The sequence below is a fragment of the Lachnoclostridium sp. Marseille-P6806 genome, from assembly GCF_900625025.1.
Classification (GTDB): Bacteria; Bacillota; Clostridia; order Lachnospirales; family Lachnospiraceae; genus CAG-791.
This window is the reverse complement of the sequence record NZ_LR130574.1, coordinates 239016-254610: the sequence shown is the minus strand read 5'-3', so window position 1 is coordinate 254610 and position 15595 is coordinate 239016. Positions and strand designations below refer to the sequence as shown.

Below are 15595 nucleotides of genomic sequence, written 5' to 3'. Positions count from 1 at the left end.
AACAGCCCCCGCTGTTACCGATAGAAAGCCGGCAGCAGCGGGGGCTGTTTTGTGTCATGCGGTCTTGTTTATGCCATGGAGATGGCGCCGACAGGGCACTGCGCCTCGCAGGATCCGCAGTCAATGCAGGAATCCGCGTCGATGTTGTACTGGGTGTCGCCCGGGGTGATGCAGCTCACGGGGCACTGCGCGGCGCAGCTGCCGCAGCTGATGCAAGCTTCACTGATTACACGTGCCATAATAAATATCCTCCTTTGAATAACGATGTATGGATGATGAAATCATATCGTTTCGGCGCAGCTCCTGAGCAGAGACTGCACCGAAACGGATATTGCGGTAACAGACCTTTCGGCGGTCGGCGGTCACAGCGGACCGCCCGGCAGAGCGGGTCAGTTGTTGTAGAGCTCGCCCAGCTTCTGCAGATAGCTGTAATGCTGCTCGGCATGTGCCGCGGCCTCTGCAAACAGTCTCTCTGCTTTCTCCGGATTCTTGAGCTGCAGGCTCGTGTAGCGGGCCTCTCTTGCGAGGAAGTCGCTGTACGGAGCCGTTGCCGGCTTGCTGTCCAGAGAGAACTTTTTGTCCGCCGCAGGATTGAAGCGGAACAGGTTCCAGTAGCCGGTGTCCACGGCTGCTTTTTCCTCGTCCATGACCTTGGACATGCCGCCTTTCACCTTGATGTGGTGGTTGATGCAGGGAGCATAGCCGATGATCAGGGACGGTCCCGGATAGGCCTCCGCCTCGGCGATTGCCTTGACGGCCTGATTCGGGTCGGCGCCCAGAGCGATCTGCGCGACATAGACATAGCCGTAGCTCATCGCGATGCTTGCCAGATCTTTCTGTGTAGTCTCCTTGCCGCCGGCTGCAAACTGTGCGACAGCGCCCTCAGGGGTAGCCTTGGAGGACTGTCCGCCGGTGTTGGAATAGACCTCGGTATTGAAGACGAAGACGTTGATATCTTTCTTGGAGGCCAGAACATGGTCGAGGCCGCCGAAGCCGATATCATAGGCCCATCCGTCTCCGCCGAAGATCCACTGGGACTTCTTTGCAAGGAAATCCTTGTTCTTCTTCAGTTCCTCCGCCTCGGCCGATGTATCGGAGGCGAGAGAGGCGAGCAGCTTCTCCGTGGCGGCGCCGTTCTTCGCACCGCTGTGGAATGTATCAAGCCACTCCTGCGCCGCAGCGTTGCCGTCGTCCGCAAGAACCTTAACCTTGCCGGAGAGACGGTCGCGGATCGCGTTCTGTGCGAGTAGCATGCCGTAGCCGAACTCGGCGGCATCTTCGAACAGGGAGTTGGACCACGCGGGGCCCTGTCCCTTTGCGTTCACGGTGTAAGGCGTGGACGGGGAGGAGTTGCCCCAGATCGAGGAGCAGCCGGTCGCATTCGCGATGTACATTCTGTCGCCGAACAGTTGGGTGACGAGCTTCGCATAAGGCGTCTCGCCGCAGCCTGCGCAGGCGCCGGAGAATTCAAGCAGAGGCTTCTTGAACTGAGAACCGATGACGGAAACCTCTTTGAACTTGTCTACAAGCTCCTGCTTCTGCGTGACCTCGTTTACGGCAAAGTCGAAGAATCTCTGGTTGCCCTGATTGGCCTCCAGATCTTTCATGGTCAGAGCCTTGGCAGGGCAGACGTTCGCGCAGCTTCCGCAACCGGTGCAGTCCAGAGCGGAATTGACGATGGCGAACTTGAACGGAGCGTACTGCTTTTGATCCTTGATGGACATTCCCTCGGGAGCCTTTGCGGCCTCCTCCTCGGTCATGGCAACCGGACGGATCGCGGCGTGCGGGCAGACGAAAGAGCACTTGTTGCAGCCTACACACTTCTCCGCATCCCATACCGGAATGTTGACGGCGATGCCGCGCTTCTCAAAGGCGGAGGAGCCGGAGGGAGTGGAGCCGTCGGTGTACGGAAGAACCTCGGAAACCTTGAGGCTGTTGCCCTCCTGAGAGTTCACCTTGGCTTGAATGCTGTTGACGAAAGCGACGACATCCTCGCGGCCGCTGTCCGCATGGCCGACATGAAGACCCTCGTCCTCGCCGTTTGCCCATGACTCCGGGACCTCGACTCTGACAAGGTTCTTGTCCGCCGCTCCGGCGTCGATGGCTGCACAGTTCTTGTCGACGACGTCCTGTCCCTTGGAACCGTAGGTCTTAGCTGCCGCTTTCTTCATCAGATCGACGGCGGTATCGGTGTCGATGATCTTCGCCAGCTTGAAGAACGCCGCCTGCAGGATGGTGTTGATCCGGGTCGGGCCCATGCCGGTCTCAATGCCGAGCTTCACGCCGTCCATGATGTAGAAGTTGATCTTGTGATCATGGATGAACTTCTTGACCTGTCCGGGAATCTCCTTGTCGAGCTCGTCGACGGACCACGGGCAGTTGAGAAGGAACGTGCCGCCGTCAACCAGCTCCTGCACCATGTTGAACTGGCGAATGTAGGATGCCTTGTGGCAGGCCACGAAATTCGCCTGATGGATGAGGTAGGTGGACTTGATCGGCTTCTTGCCGAAGCGGAGGTGGGACATGGTCACGCCGCCGGACTTCTTGGAATCATAGTCAAAATACGCCTGCGCGTACATATCGGTGTTGTCGCCGATGATCTTGATGGAGTTCTTGTTTGCACCGACCGTTCCGTCCGCGCCGAGGCCCCAGAACTTGCAGCAGATAGTTCCTTCGGGGGTCGTGACGATCTCTCTGCCGGTGGAAAGGGAAAGATTGGTGACGTCGTCGACGATGCCGATGGTGAATCTCTTTTTCTCCTCGTTGTCATAGACCGCGATGATCTGCGCCGGCGTGGTGTCCTTGGAGCCGAGGCCGTAGCGTCCGGAGAAGACCGGGACGTTCCCGAACTTCGTTCCCTTGAGAGCTGCGATGACGTCGAGCGCCAGAGGCTCGCCGATGGATCCGGGCTCCTTGGTTCTGTCGAGAACGGAGATCTTCTTCACGGTGTCGGGAATCGCGGCGACAAAGGCATCCGCCGCGAAAGGTCTGTACAGGCGGACCTTGATGAGGCCGACCTTGCGTCCCTGCGCATTGAGATAGTCGATCGTCTCCTCGATGGTCTCGTTGACAGAGCCCATGGCGATGATGATCTGCTCGGCATCCGCCGCGCCGTAGTAGTTGAACAGACGATAATCCGTGCCGAGCTTGGCATTGACCTTGTCCATGGCCGACTGTACGATGGCAGGCATTGCGTCGTAGGCGGCGTTGCAGGACTCTCTGGTCTGGAAGAAGATATCAGGATTCTGCGCGGAACCCATCTGACGGGGATGATTCGGGTTCAGGGCATTGTTGCGGAACTCCTGAATTTTATCGAGATCGATGAGATCCTTCAGATCCTCATAGTCCCACATCTGGATCTTCTGGATCTCATGGGAGGTGCGGAAACCGTCGAAGAAATTGATGAAAGGAAGCTTGCCCTCGACGCCGGCGACATAGGCGACGGGGGTCAGATCCATGACCTCCTGCACAGAGGACTCGCAGAGCATGGCTGCGCCGGTCTGGCGGCAGGCATATACGTCGGAATGATCGCCGAAGATATTCAGCGCATGCGTAGCGACGCAGCGCGCGGATACATTGAATACGCCGGGAAGTCTCTCGCCCGCGACCTTGTAGATGTCGGGAATCATGAGAAGAAGACCCTGAGAAGCGGTAAATGTGGAAGTCATTGCACCTGCGGCGAGAGAACCGTGCACGGCGCCGGCGGCACCGCTCTCGGCCTGCATTTCGGTGACCTGTACTGTCTCACCGAAGATGTTCTTTCTTCCCGCGGTCGCCCATTCATCGACATGCTCGGGCATGACGGACGACGGCGTGATGGGATAGATGGCAGCTACTTCTGTGTAGGCATATGCTACATGAGCGGCAGCTTCGTTGCCATCCATGGTTTTGAATTTTCTGGCCATTGATGTTTCCTCCTATGTTTATTCTGATGTTGTATACAGCCTGTATACAATGAATCAACCCCTATGCCCATAGTAGCATCGGGACATGCAAAAAGCAATGTATTTATACCTGTGCAAACGGCGGGAAAACGCACAAAACAAGGCGTTTGGGAGCGATTTGGAAAGGCGGTCCGGAGCTTTTGCGCGGAGGACCGGTAGCATCGGAAAACATGGACAACTGTCCGGGTTTGTCCGGTTGCGCTTTTGACGCGGGTGGTCTATACTTCGATGGAAAGTTCATCATGGAAAGGGATCCCATTCGGATCCGTTCATCAGACACCACTGTTTTTCAGAAATGAGGTCAAAGCATATGGCACAGATTACTCCGGATATGACAATCGGACAGGCGCTCATGGCAAACCCGAATATTGCGCCGGTTCTCATGCAGATCGGCATGCACTGCCTCGGCTGCCCGGCATCGCAGGGCGAGACGCTCGAGGAGGCGGCGATGGTTCACGGCGTGGATATTCACGAGCTGATGGAGCATATTGAGGCGGCCTGCGCGGCTAAAGCCGAGTAAGAGCAGACGCGGATACGCGGACGCGAGAAAAGGGACTGTGACAGAACGAGGATCGTTTTGCCGCAGTCCCTTTTCTTTTAATTATTGTTCAGAGCGCCGCCAGCGTGGCGAGCGCGTTTTCCGGACAGACGGCGCGCTCGTGCTCCTGCAGATGGAGCTCGCGGGCAAAGGACATCACCTCGGGAGCGCCGTATTCGGACAGGCAGGCCAGCACGTTCTGGTGCTTTTTGACCGCGTCGGGATCCGGGAAAGCCAGAACCAGATGGTAGCGTCCCGCCGTCTCGCTGAAATAGAGAGCGCAGTGCGTATCCGGGCCAAGATCGGGAGAGGCGAGCCGGGCCGCGGCGATGACGTCGTTCATATTTTCAAAGGAAAAGAGGCGGTGCGTGAAGATATAGCGCCGCAGATCGGCCAGTCCTTTTCCTGCGGCCTCATCGTTTCCGCCCGCTCCGCCGCGGGCTTCCGGCTCTGCTTCGGCGGGGCCCTGCCGGATGGCGTCCATCAGACGCTCAAACGTCGAGGGGGAACCCGCGTCGTCCCCGCCTGCCTCTTTCTCGACAGAGGGAGCGAAATTGGAAAAGCGGGTATCGAGCTCCTCGGGATCCTCAACCTTTGTCACGACCAGCACAATGCTCTCGGAATTGAGCGGAATGGCCTCGATCATCAGCGGAATATTGTCCGCGGAAAAGCCGAACTGAACCGCGGCCTGCTGCATCATGTCGCTGAACAGACGGCGGGCCTTGTCGGAGCCGTAGGCCAGCTCGGAGAGCCTTATATTTCGTTTTGCCAGATCCTCGCCCGTGAGCGTGCAGCGGATCTGATTATCGTTCAATCGTTCTATTTTCATGGAAATAACCCCATATTGCCAGTTCTTTTCCCCACTTATACACTTTTGAAAATACAGCGTCAATAGGATGGGACGCGGTTTCACTAAAGTTTTATACTTTGTAATGGTTCAGGGCGGCCAAGGCGAGCATCGCCTCTGGCCGCCCACAGGGAGAGGTGCGGTGCGCCTCTCCCTGTCAGGCTGTGTACTTTTCAGATGTTGTGCATTTTTTAGATGAAGAGATCGAAACGGACAAGAAAACTGTTTTGCGTAATTAAGTGGCGCGGCGGCCTTGAGCAGCGGCTGGGCGCCCGGTTATACTCATGACGGCTGATGCGGGACAAATCCATGTATCCGGAAAGGAGGCGAACCGTTTTTCCGACAGGTGAACCTGTCTCTCCGCGCATTCTGCGGAGTACTACTTATCTTTTTTCGCAGTACGGTGCAGCGTCCGGACGGAAGCTGCGCACGGGCCTCTGTCTGCAGAGTGCCCGCGGTCTGCGGATCTGCTGTGCGGCGGATATTCTCTCCGCATTCTTTCAGGCTTCACTGAAATTTTTTCACGCGAATTCACAATACGATGATGTTCTGTCCGCGGATCGGCGTCTGCCGTGAAGTGTATTTCTGCAATGTGCAGAGGCTACTGTCCCATGCCGCGGCGGGCTCTGACCGCGGAGGCGTCCCACGGAAATGCAAGACGCAGACCTCCGAGATGGCCGCACTGAAGAGCCTGCCGTCTGTCTTTGCGGCGTGCCTTTTCCTTATTGAATGGGGATGCCGGTCTTTTATCAAATCGAAAAGCATATCTGAACAGCCTGTCTTTCGGGCGTGTGTATCTGTGGCAGAATAGGGACGGAGGGCACTGCCGTGCACCGGACTGCGATACATGCGCCCGGTCTTTGTCTGTTGCGGGGGAGCTGTGCTATAATATCAAAGGTTACGGGCAGATGCAGACAGAGTATGACTGCAAGGCCCAGATTTTCAGAGGTTTTCATGGGCAATACGGACCATAGACGAGACAGCGGGGAGCGGTATTATACGGATGCCGGGATACGATACGGAGCCTCCGGGAGACCGGCGGAGGACGCGGAAGAGGAGAGCCATGGGGACAGGGAATTTGAAGACAGAGAATTTGAAAATGTGAGCTATGTCCGGCGCAGCTTCGGAAAAGGGAGCGTCCGCCGCGACAGCGGGAATTACCGCTACGGGGAAAGCGTTGACGACGGGGATGACGGGCAGGAGGTCCGCTATGACCGGCGGCGCTATACGTCGGGTGTTTCCGATAGCCGGTATGCGGCGGGCAGAAGCCGGAGCGTCGGCGGGGGCCGGAGCCGCGTAACGGGAGCGCGCGCATCCGGAGCGGCAAAAGCCCGGGGCGGCGTGAGCCGCACATACCGCGAGGCCCCCTCGTTTGGAAATAACCGCTATTCCGGAGAGGGACGGAAAGGGAGAAGACAGGGCCGCGGCGGCCGGCATTTCCGCTGGCAGTGGCTGCTTCCGGTGCTTTTGCTGGTGATTCTGGCTGGAGTGTTCGGCTTTCGTCTCTACGAGGAGCGCTACGGGTATTCCGATGAAACAGCGGATCTTGCTGGGTATTTTTCCCTCTCGGGGGAAACGGATGTCGCCGTGATCTATCAGGATGCGCTCTATGAGACCCATGCGCGTCTTCTGGACGGCACATTCTATCTGTCCTGCGATATGGTCAGGGAGCTTCTGAACAAACGCTTTTATTACGGTGAGAGCGACGGCCTGCTGCTGTACGCTCGTCCCACGGAGCTGGTGCAGACGGCAGTGGGGAGCTCTGAGTGGTCGTCTGTCTCGGACGGAACCGTGACGGAGAGCTATCAGCCGGCGCGCATAGAGGACGGAACGCTGTATCTGGCGCTTGACTATATCAAAAAGTTTACGGATTTTACCGCCGAGACGTTTACGGAGCCGAACCGCATGGTGCTTCGCACAGAGGATGAGGAAAAAACAGCCGCGACGATCGCCCGCGACACGAACATCCGCATCGCGGGCGGAGTCAAGAGCGAGATTCTCACTCCGGCAGAGGCCGGGGAGACGGTGTTCATTCTTGAAAAAATGCAGGAGTGGACAAAGATTCTGACCGAAGACGGCTATATCGGCTATGTGGAGAACCGTTTTCTGGAAGATGAGAGGCAGATGACGGCAGCCGTTCCCACTGGAGCGGAGGCGGCGGAAGAGCCCGCGCCGGGAGCCGGACTTGACGGAAAAGTCAGCATGGGCTGGCACAGCGTGATCTCGGCGGACGGGAATGCCACGCTGCCGGACGTCACGGCGGCAGCCCGCGGACTGCGGGTAATTGCGCCCACATGGTATCCGCTTCTTGACGACAGCGGGAATATTGCAAGCTACGCGACGCAGAGCTACGTGGAGCAGGCCCATGCCATGGGGCTTAAAGTCTGGCCGGTTGTCGATAATTTCAATACCGAGGGCGTCGATCACAATCGCTTTCTCACGACGCTGGCGTCCCGCCAGAATATGATCTCCCAGCTGATGCGCGAGGCGGAGGTTTACGGCTTTGATGGGCTGAATGTGGACTTCGAGCTGATCAACCCGGAGAACGGAGATGATTTCATTGAGTTCGTCCGGGAGCTGTCCATTGCGTGCCGGAGCCGGGGGCTCACGCTGTCGGTGGACAACTACGTCACCTATGATTTCAATGATTATTACAGCATGGACGAGCAGGCCGCGTTTGTGGATTACGTCATCGTCATGGGCTACGACGAGCACTACGCGGGGAGCAGCGAGGCGGGAAGCGTCGCCTCGATCGATTATGTTCGCTACGGAATCCAGAGGGCGCTGCAGGAGGTTCCGGCGTCCAAGCTGATCAACGCGGTTCCTTTCTATACAAGGCTGTGGCAGACGGATGCGGAGGGCCTGACCAGCAAGGCGCTCGGAATGCGGCAGGCGCAGGAGTTCATCGCGGCTCACGGCGCGGAGCAGGTATGGGACGACGCATCCGGACAGAATTATGTGGATTTTACGGAAAATGGCGCCCGCTATCAGATGTGGGTCGAGGACGCGCGCTCCATTGCGTCCAAGCTCGAGATCATGACGGCGGATGGAATTGCCGGCGTGGCGGCGTGGCGGCTGGGCTATGAGACGGCCGACGTGTGGGACGCGGTTGCGCAGTACATGGACGGCTGAGTCCGCGGCGGAAACCCGCGAAAGAAAAGAGCTTTGATGATCACAGAGTATGTTTCCATGACCGAAGAGGAGCCGGACGGAGCGGCCATCGCCCGGGCGGGCGATATTCTGAAAAGAGGCGGACTCGTGGCGTTTCCGACAGAGACGGTGTACGGTCTCGGAGGGGATGCCCTGAATCCGGAATCCGCAAGAAAGATCTACGCCGCCAAGGGACGCCCCTCCGACAATCCCCTGATTGTGCATATCTGCCGCCCGGAGGCGGCGGAGCGGATCGCCGAACGCATTCCGGAGGCGTACCATATTCTGGCAGAGCGGTTCTGGCCGGGACCTCTGACCATGATTCTGCCGAAAAGCCGTCTTGTCCCGCCGGAAACGACAGGCGGGCTGGACACGGTGGCAATCCGTTTTCCCCGCAACCGGATCGCCCTTGCGCTGATCGAGGCCGGCGGAGGCTACGTCGCCGCGCCGAGCGCCAACCGGTCAGGGAGGCCCAGTCCCACACTCGCGAGATACTGCAGGGAGGATCTGGACGGCCTTGTGGATATGATCATCGACGGCGGACAGGTCGATATCGGCGTAGAGTCCTCCATCATTGATCTGTCCGGAGAAACGCCGACGATACTGCGCCCCGGCTTCGTGACGAAAGAGATGCTGGAGGATGCGCTGGGGAGCGTCGCGCTGGACCGGACGATACTGGGCGGCAGCTCCGGGGAAAGGCCCAGGGCGCCGGGAATGAAATACCGGCATTACGCGCCGCGGGGGGAGCTCAGCATCGTGGAGGGCGCCGCGGCGGAGGTCATCCGCTATATCAATGAAAGAACGGCGGAGGCGGCGGGGCACGGGCTTCGCACCGGGGTGATCTGCACGGATGAAACGAGAGACCGGTACCGGGCGGATTCGGTGAAGAGCGCTGGTACCCGGACCGAGGAGCGGATGGTGGCGAGAGAGCTGTTCCGGATCCTCCGGGAATTTGATGACGAGGGAGTTCAGCTTATTTTTTCCGAGGCCTTTGCGGACGACGGAATCGGCATGGCGGTCATGAACCGGCTGATGAAAGCGGCGGGGCACCGGGTGATTGATCTGACATAGAGGCGGCAGAAAAACCGCATAGTTTTCCGGAGCCTGCGGGACAGGCAGAAAGGAACGATCATGATGGTAGCGATCGGATGCGATCACGGCGGCTTTGCGCTCAAGGAGGAGGTGCTGGCGCACCTCGCGGAGCGGAGCGACGAGGTAAAGGATTTCGGATGCTTCGATAAGAAATCGGTGGATTATCCCGGCTATGCGAGGGCTGTCGCGGAGGCGGTCGCCAGCGGTACGGCGCAGAAAGGGATCGTGATCTGCACGACGGGAATCGGCGTGTCCATTGTGGCCAATAAGGTAAAGGGCATACGCTGCGCGCTCTGTGCGGAAACCAGCACGGCAAAGCTGACGCGGCTTCACAATGATGCCAATGTACTGGCGCTGGGCGGCGGGATGATCGGGCCGAAGCTGGCGGCCGACATTGTTGATGTTTTTCTGGATACGCCCTTTTCCAGGGAGGAAAAGCATTCGCGCCGGATCTCCCGGATCGAAGAATAAGGCGGCAGGAGGTTATCAATCGGTCCAAGGACCGTTATGAAAAGGAGAGAGTTATGTCAAAAACAGTCATCATGGATCACCCGCTTATTCAGCATAAGATCGGCCTTATCCGGAGAAAGGAGACCGGAACCAAGGATTTCCGCGAGACGATCAGCGAGATCGCCATGCTGATCTGCTATGAGGCGACCCGCCATCTGGAGCTGTCGGATGTGGAGGTTGAGACACCGATCACGAAGACGGTCGTCAAGGAGCTCAAGGGAAAGAAGATGGCAGTGGTTCCGATTCTCCGTGCGGGACTGGGCATGGTGGACGGCATGCTGACTCTGATTCCGGCCGCCAAGGTCGGACATATCGGTCTGTACCGGGATCCCGAGACGCTGAAGCCGGTGGAATATTACTGCAAGCTTCCGGCGGACAGCGCGGAGCGCGAGGTGTTTGTCGTCGACCCGATGCTGGCGACCGGCGGCTCCTCCGCGGCGGCCATCACGATGCTGAAAGAGCATGGCTGCAAGAAGATCACATTCATGTGCATCATTGCGGCGCCCGAGGGTGTAAAGGCTCTTACGGAGGTGCATCCCGATGTGGACGTCTATATCGGCGCGCTGGACGAGAGGCTGAACGAGCACGGCTACATCGTACCGGGACTCGGGGATGCCGGAGACCGCATCTTCGGAACCAAATAATTTCAGAACCGAATTCGGAACAGTGCGGCGGATACAGGCCGCGCACGCAGGGCGGCGGGAGGTGAGACCGTATATGTCGGGAAAACGTTCGGATTATATTTCATGGGATGAATACTTCATGGGAGTGGCGCAGCTTGCGGGGATGCGCTCCAAGGATCCCAACACGCAGGTCGGTTCGTGCATTGTGGACAGGAACCATAAGATCCTTTCCATCGGCTACAACGGTCTGCCACGCGGCTGCTCGGACGATGATTTCCCGTGGGAAAGAGCGTCGGAGGGAGAGCTGGGGACAAAATATCCTTTTGTTACGCACAGCGAGCTGAATGCCATTCTGAATTTCCGCGGAGGCTCTCTCGAGGGCAGTACGATCTATGTATCTCTGTTCCCCTGCAACGAGTGCGCGAAAGCGATCATACAGGCGGGGATTGCGAGAATCATCTATGCAAGCGACAAGTATTCGGACTCGGAGAGCACCATCGCGAGCAAGAAAATGCTCGACGCGGCGGGGGTGGAGTATATCCCCTATGAGAGCACCGGGAGAATTATCGAAATTCATCTTTGACAGAGCAAAGGGCGCATGAAATTGCGGAAATGCAGAGGAAAAAAAGCATACGGCTGGCATGCCCTTGCGGCGGCGTTCCTGCTTGCGGCAGAAATGCCGCTTTCTGTTTATGGCGTCACCTCGGAAACGCAGAAGCAGCTCAATGAGGCAAAGCAGCAGAGGGAGCAGACGGAAAATGCGATCGATGCGAATCAGGACAGCATTGACAGTCTGAACCGGACGCAGTCCTCGCTGCAGGAGCAGCTTACCGGGCTGGATATGCGCCTTGCGGAGGTGGCGGATCATCTTGCTGCCATCGGGAAGCGGATCGACGACAAAAACGCGGAGATCAGCACGGCGCAGGCGGAACTGGATGAGGCGACGCAGCGTGCGCAGATGCAGTACGAGTCCATGAAGAAGCGCATCCAGTTCATGTACGAGAGGGGGAATGTCTATCTGCTTGATACGCTGCTGCAGGCCGGGAGCTTCGGAGAGATGCTGAACCGGGCAAATTACATTCGCGAGCTCTCTGCCTATGACCGGAAAATGCTGGTGCTCTACCGGCAGACGATGGAAGAAGTGGAGGAAAAAAAGAATGTGCTGGAATCCGAAAAAACCGAGCTGGAAAGTCTCCATGCGGAGGCGGAAGCGGAGCAAGGACGGGTCGGCGAGCTGATCCGGCAGACCTCCGGAAGCCTCAGTGCGACGGCGGGACAGCTTGCGGATGCCGAGGCGAATGCCGACGCCCTGCAGGACCAGCTTGACACGCAGAACGCGCAGGTTTCGGCGCTGGAGAAGCAGCTCGCCGAGGAGCGGCGTCTGGAGGCGCTCTCGAGAGCGTCCGCATGGCGGGACATTTCCGAGATCTCGTTTGCGGAGGGGGATCGTTATCTTCTGGCGAATCTGATCTACTGCGAGGCAGGGAACCAGCCCTATGACGGACAGGTTGCCGTCGGTGCGGTCGTGATGAACCGGGTGATGAGCGGTGCGTTCCCGTCCACCATCGTCGGAGTGATCTATCAGAGCAATCAGTTTGAACCGGTTTCCACCGGACGGCTGGCGCTTGCGCTCGCGAGGGACGATGCGACCGATGCCTGCTACGCGGCGGCCGACGCGGCCATGGCGGGACAGACCACGGTGGCGGACTGCATTTTTTTCCGCACGCCGATTCCGCAGATCACGCCGCGCTATACCATCGGCGGCCATATTTTTTACTGAGACAGGGGGAGAGGGACGGCGCTCTGCTTCTGAAGCTCCAGAATCGGACGCTGCAGAGCTTCAAACTGGCGGCTGTAAATGATTTCCAGAAGACTGTTGAGACGGCGGAGACAGCGTACCATGGTTTCGGCGCTGATCTTCTGCTCGTCAAAGGCCTGCGCGAGCTCGTCGAGATCAACCACCTTGAGACGGCCGTCCGGGTAGAGCAGAACGTCGGCGAGAAGATCGGTGACGATCAGCGTGTTTTCCTCGGGGCGGTAGTCGTAATCCACAATATCGCAGTACCAGTACATGAGACTGCCGTCGTGCGCGATGAACTGACTGACCTTGATCCCGCGTTTCAGATAATAGACGGAGTAGCCGTGAGAGAGCTCTCTCTTGGGACGGATCGCGCGCCATGAGGTGACGAGCATGGCTTCGTCGCAGCGCTCGATGACGTCGCTGTCGAGACGAATACATTCCTCAGGGATCAGACGCCTGCGAAACAGTGCGGTAGTCCGGTTCATTTGTCTCTCCGTTCCGGACGCGGACGGGAAAATCGTCGTCCCGGAGCTGACCGGGATGGGACGCCGCGCCGAGCTTTCTCTGTTTGGCGGATATTTATTAAGAAAATGGTAGTCAAGTTGCGGGGAAAAGTCAATTCCGTGTTCGCAGCAGGCTGCGGGATATTTGATTGAATATTTACAGGGCTTGAAGTAGAATATTTCTAGTTTGTCAAATCATTGACGAAAAGAGGACGATATGGCAAAGGAAACGATTGACAGGATCCGGAAAGCGGAGAAAGCGGCCGCGGGTATCGAGCAGGAGGCGAAGCAGAAAGCGCAGGAGCTGATCGACGGGGCAAGAAAAGCCGCCGCGGAGCTCATGGAGACGGAGCTTGAGCGCGCAAGGAGCGAGGGAGTCTCCGGACTGCAGGCGGCGGAGGAGGCCGGAAAGAAAGCTGCCTCCGGGATGTCGGCCGATACCGCGGAGGAGCTTCTCGCGCTGGAAAACGGCGCGCGGGCGAAGATGGAGGAAGCGGCGCAGACGATTCTCCGCGAGCTGGTACAGTAGGGCTCCGCATATATCATGGAAGAAAGGGGGATGTGATATATGTCTGTTTTACCGATGAAGCGGATTGTGATCTGCGCGCTCAGAAAAGACAGGAAGCAGGTTCTGGAGCTTCTGCAGAGACAGGGCGTTCTGGAGATCCGCAGTTCGCTTTCGGATGACGAGGTGTTCAGCAGACAGGATAAATCCCGAATGGCTGCGACGTTCCGCAAATCAGCGGAGGCCTGTGAGCAGGCGCTCACGGTGCTGGATGAGCACGCACCGGAGGAAAGCGGGCTTCTTTCCATGCTGGACGGGAGAAAGCCTCTCTCGACGGCGGAATATGAGGAGCGCCTCCGGACGGCAGACGAGGCGGTCCGCACGGCAAAGGAAATCAATTCACTGCAGAAACGCTGCAGTGATGTGCGGGCGGAGATTCCTAGGACGGAATCACAGCTTGTGGCGATCCGTCCGTGGATAGGCTATGATCTTCCGCTCGACTTTTCCGGGACGAAAGCGGCGGCGGTGTTTGCCGGAACGCTTCCCGGGGAGCTCACGCAGGAGCAGATTGAGGCGGCTCTCGCAGAGTACGCGCCGGGGCTGGACGACATGGAGGTGAATCTGATCTCCGCGGCGCCGGAGCAGACCTGTCTGTGCGTTATCTGCGGCAGAAAACATGAGGCAGAGCTCCGGGATGCCCTGCGCCGCATGAATTTCGCGAAGCCTCCGGTTGCATCGGAGAATCCGGAGCAGGCGCTGCGTGATCTGGAGAGCCGGATGGCGGAGCTGCAGGCTGAGGCCGGTGAGCTTGCGGAGCAGATTCGCGGCTTTGCCGGAAAGCGGGATGCGCTTCGCTTCGCATCGGACTATTACACCATGCGGGCGGATAAGTACGATGTTATCAGCGGCCTTGTACAGAGCCGTCTGACGGTGATTATCGAGGGCTACGCCGAAGCGCGCTGCGCGGAGAGTCTGGAGCGGGCGCTCACCTCCCGCTATGAGCTTGTTTTTGAAACGCAGGAGCCTGCGGAAGAGGAGGAAGTGCCTGTGGCTCTCCGGAACGGCGGCTTTGCCGCTCCGGTCGAGAGCGTGGTCGAGAGCTACTCGCTCCCGGGCCGGCATGAGTTCGATCCCTCTGTGCTGGTGTCCGTATTTTATTACTTTCTGTTCGGTCTGATGCTCTCCGATGCGGGCTACGGCATCATCATGACGATCGGCTGCGCCTATGCCCTGCTCAAAAAGAAGAGCATGGAGCCCGCCATGAAGAAGACCATGAAGATGTTCCTCTACTGCGGCATCTCCACGACATTCTGGGGCTTCATGTTCGGGTCGTTCTTCGGAGACGCGGTGAACGTTATTGCGTCGACCTTTTTCGGCCGTCCGGATGTCCGGCTTCCGGCGCTCTGGTTTGAGCAGATCGACGATCCGATGAAGATGCTGGTGTTCTGCTTTGTGGTCGGCATCATCCATATGTTTGTCGGCCTCGGAGCAAAGGCGTGGGGCTATCTGAGAAGCGGGCAGCCCCTTGATGCGGTTTATGACGTGCTGTTCTGGTACCTGCTGGTCGGCGGCTCCATCGGCTATCTTCTGACGCTCCCGATGATGTCGCAGATGCTGGGAGTGAAGACGCTCTCCGCTTCGGTCGGAACAGTGGCGGGGACGGCGGCGCTGATCGGTCTTGCCGGAATCATTCTTACCGGCGGAAGAGAGTCGGGGAGCTGGTTCAAGCGGATCCTGAAAGGCCTGTATGCGGCCTACGGAATCACCGGCTGGCTGAGCGATATCCTTTCCTACTCAAGACTTCTCGCACTGGGGCTTGCAACCGGCGTCATTGCGCAGGTGTTCAATAAGATGGGCAGCATGGTGGCTGAGGGAGCCGGGATCATCGGCGCGGTGATTTTTATCGTGATTTTCCTTATCGGGCATGTGCTGAATCTCGCAATCAACGCGCTCGGGGCGTATGTGCACACGAACCGCCTTGAGTATGTGGAGTTCTTCGGTAAGTTCTACGACGGCGGAGGCAGAGCTTTCGAACCGTTCGCGCAAAATACTAAATACTTCAAAATCAAGGAGGAGATCTAA

The 15595-nt window shown here is 58.3% G+C and carries 13 protein-coding genes; 9 read left to right on the top strand and 4 right to left on the bottom strand.

Annotated elements, in window-relative coordinates; genetic code table 11:
• Nucleotides 1–68: 68 nt before the first annotated feature.
• Both E0E20_RS01065 and nifJ read right to left on the bottom strand, forming a co-directional pair.
• Nucleotides 69–239 carry a DUF362 domain-containing protein gene (locus E0E20_RS01065; protein WP_130836220.1) on the bottom strand — a complete coding sequence of 57 codons (171 nt, stop codon included), beginning with the start codon at nucleotides 237–239 and terminating at the stop codon, nucleotides 69–71.
• A gap of 150 nt (nucleotides 240–389) precedes the next feature.
• Complete coding sequence (gene nifJ / locus E0E20_RS01060) at nucleotides 390–3905, bottom strand: pyruvate:ferredoxin (flavodoxin) oxidoreductase (RefSeq protein WP_130836219.1); 3516 nt, start codon at nucleotides 3903–3905, stop codon at nucleotides 390–392.
• A 349-nt stretch (nucleotides 3906–4254) separates the two neighbouring features.
• On the opposite strand from nifJ, the gene E0E20_RS01055 reads away from it, so the two are divergent.
• The gene (locus tag E0E20_RS01055) at nucleotides 4255–4464 is read left to right on the top strand and encodes a DUF1858 domain-containing protein (RefSeq protein WP_130836218.1); all 210 of its coding nucleotides are present in this window, start codon (nucleotides 4255–4257) and stop codon (nucleotides 4462–4464) included.
• A gap of 88 nt (nucleotides 4465–4552) precedes the next feature.
• On the opposite strand, the gene E0E20_RS01050 is transcribed toward E0E20_RS01055, so the two are convergent.
• Nucleotides 4553–5311, bottom strand: a complete 759-nt coding sequence (locus tag E0E20_RS01050; RefSeq protein WP_130836217.1) for an adaptor protein MecA — start codon at nucleotides 5309–5311, stop codon at nucleotides 4553–4555.
• 972 nt (nucleotides 5312–6283) lie between these two features.
• Between E0E20_RS01050 and E0E20_RS01045 the strand changes: the two genes are divergently transcribed.
• The 6 genes from E0E20_RS01045 (at nucleotide 6284) to E0E20_RS01020 (ending at nucleotide 12484) form a co-directional block, all read left to right on the top strand.
• Nucleotides 6284–8461, top strand: coding sequence for a glycosyl hydrolase family 18 protein (locus tag E0E20_RS01045; RefSeq protein ID WP_165443921.1), 2178 nt, complete (start codon nucleotides 6284–6286; stop codon nucleotides 8459–8461).
• Between the two features lie 36 nt (nucleotides 8462–8497).
• The gene (locus E0E20_RS01040; RefSeq protein WP_130836478.1) at nucleotides 8498–9550 is read left to right on the top strand and encodes an L-threonylcarbamoyladenylate synthase; all 1053 of its coding nucleotides are present in this window, start codon (nucleotides 8498–8500) and stop codon (nucleotides 9548–9550) included.
• A 63-nt stretch (nucleotides 9551–9613) separates the two neighbouring features.
• Nucleotides 9614–10042: a ribose 5-phosphate isomerase B gene (gene rpiB / locus E0E20_RS01035; RefSeq protein ID WP_130836477.1), complete on the top strand. Its 429-nt coding sequence runs from the start codon at nucleotides 9614–9616 to the stop codon at nucleotides 10040–10042.
• 53 nt (nucleotides 10043–10095) lie between these two features.
• Complete coding sequence (gene upp / locus E0E20_RS01030) at nucleotides 10096–10725, top strand: uracil phosphoribosyltransferase (RefSeq protein ID WP_130836215.1); 630 nt, start codon at nucleotides 10096–10098, stop codon at nucleotides 10723–10725.
• 73 nt (nucleotides 10726–10798) lie between these two features.
• A complete protein-coding gene (locus E0E20_RS01025; RefSeq protein ID WP_130836214.1) occupies nucleotides 10799–11287 on the top strand; it encodes a deoxycytidylate deaminase in 489 nt (162 codons plus the stop codon).
• Between the two features lie 15 nt (nucleotides 11288–11302).
• Nucleotides 11303–12484: a cell wall hydrolase gene (locus E0E20_RS01020; protein WP_130836213.1), complete on the top strand. Its 1182-nt coding sequence runs from the start codon at nucleotides 11303–11305 to the stop codon at nucleotides 12482–12484.
• Here the strand turns inward: E0E20_RS01020 and E0E20_RS01015 are convergent.
• Nucleotides 12478–12990, bottom strand: a complete 513-nt coding sequence (locus tag E0E20_RS01015; protein WP_130836212.1) for a DUF402 domain-containing protein — start codon at nucleotides 12988–12990, stop codon at nucleotides 12478–12480. The two genes, E0E20_RS01020 and E0E20_RS01015, sit on opposite strands and share 7 nt — an antisense overlap.
• A 235-nt stretch (nucleotides 12991–13225) precedes the next feature.
• Between E0E20_RS01015 and E0E20_RS01010 the strand changes: the two genes are divergently transcribed.
• Nucleotides 13226–13537 carry a hypothetical protein gene (locus E0E20_RS01010; protein WP_130836211.1) on the top strand — a complete coding sequence of 104 codons (312 nt, stop codon included), beginning with the start codon at nucleotides 13226–13228 and terminating at the stop codon, nucleotides 13535–13537.
• A gap of 39 nt (nucleotides 13538–13576) precedes the next feature.
• A complete protein-coding gene (locus tag E0E20_RS01005) occupies nucleotides 13577–15595 on the top strand; it encodes a V-type ATP synthase subunit I (RefSeq protein WP_130836210.1) in 2019 nt (672 codons plus the stop codon).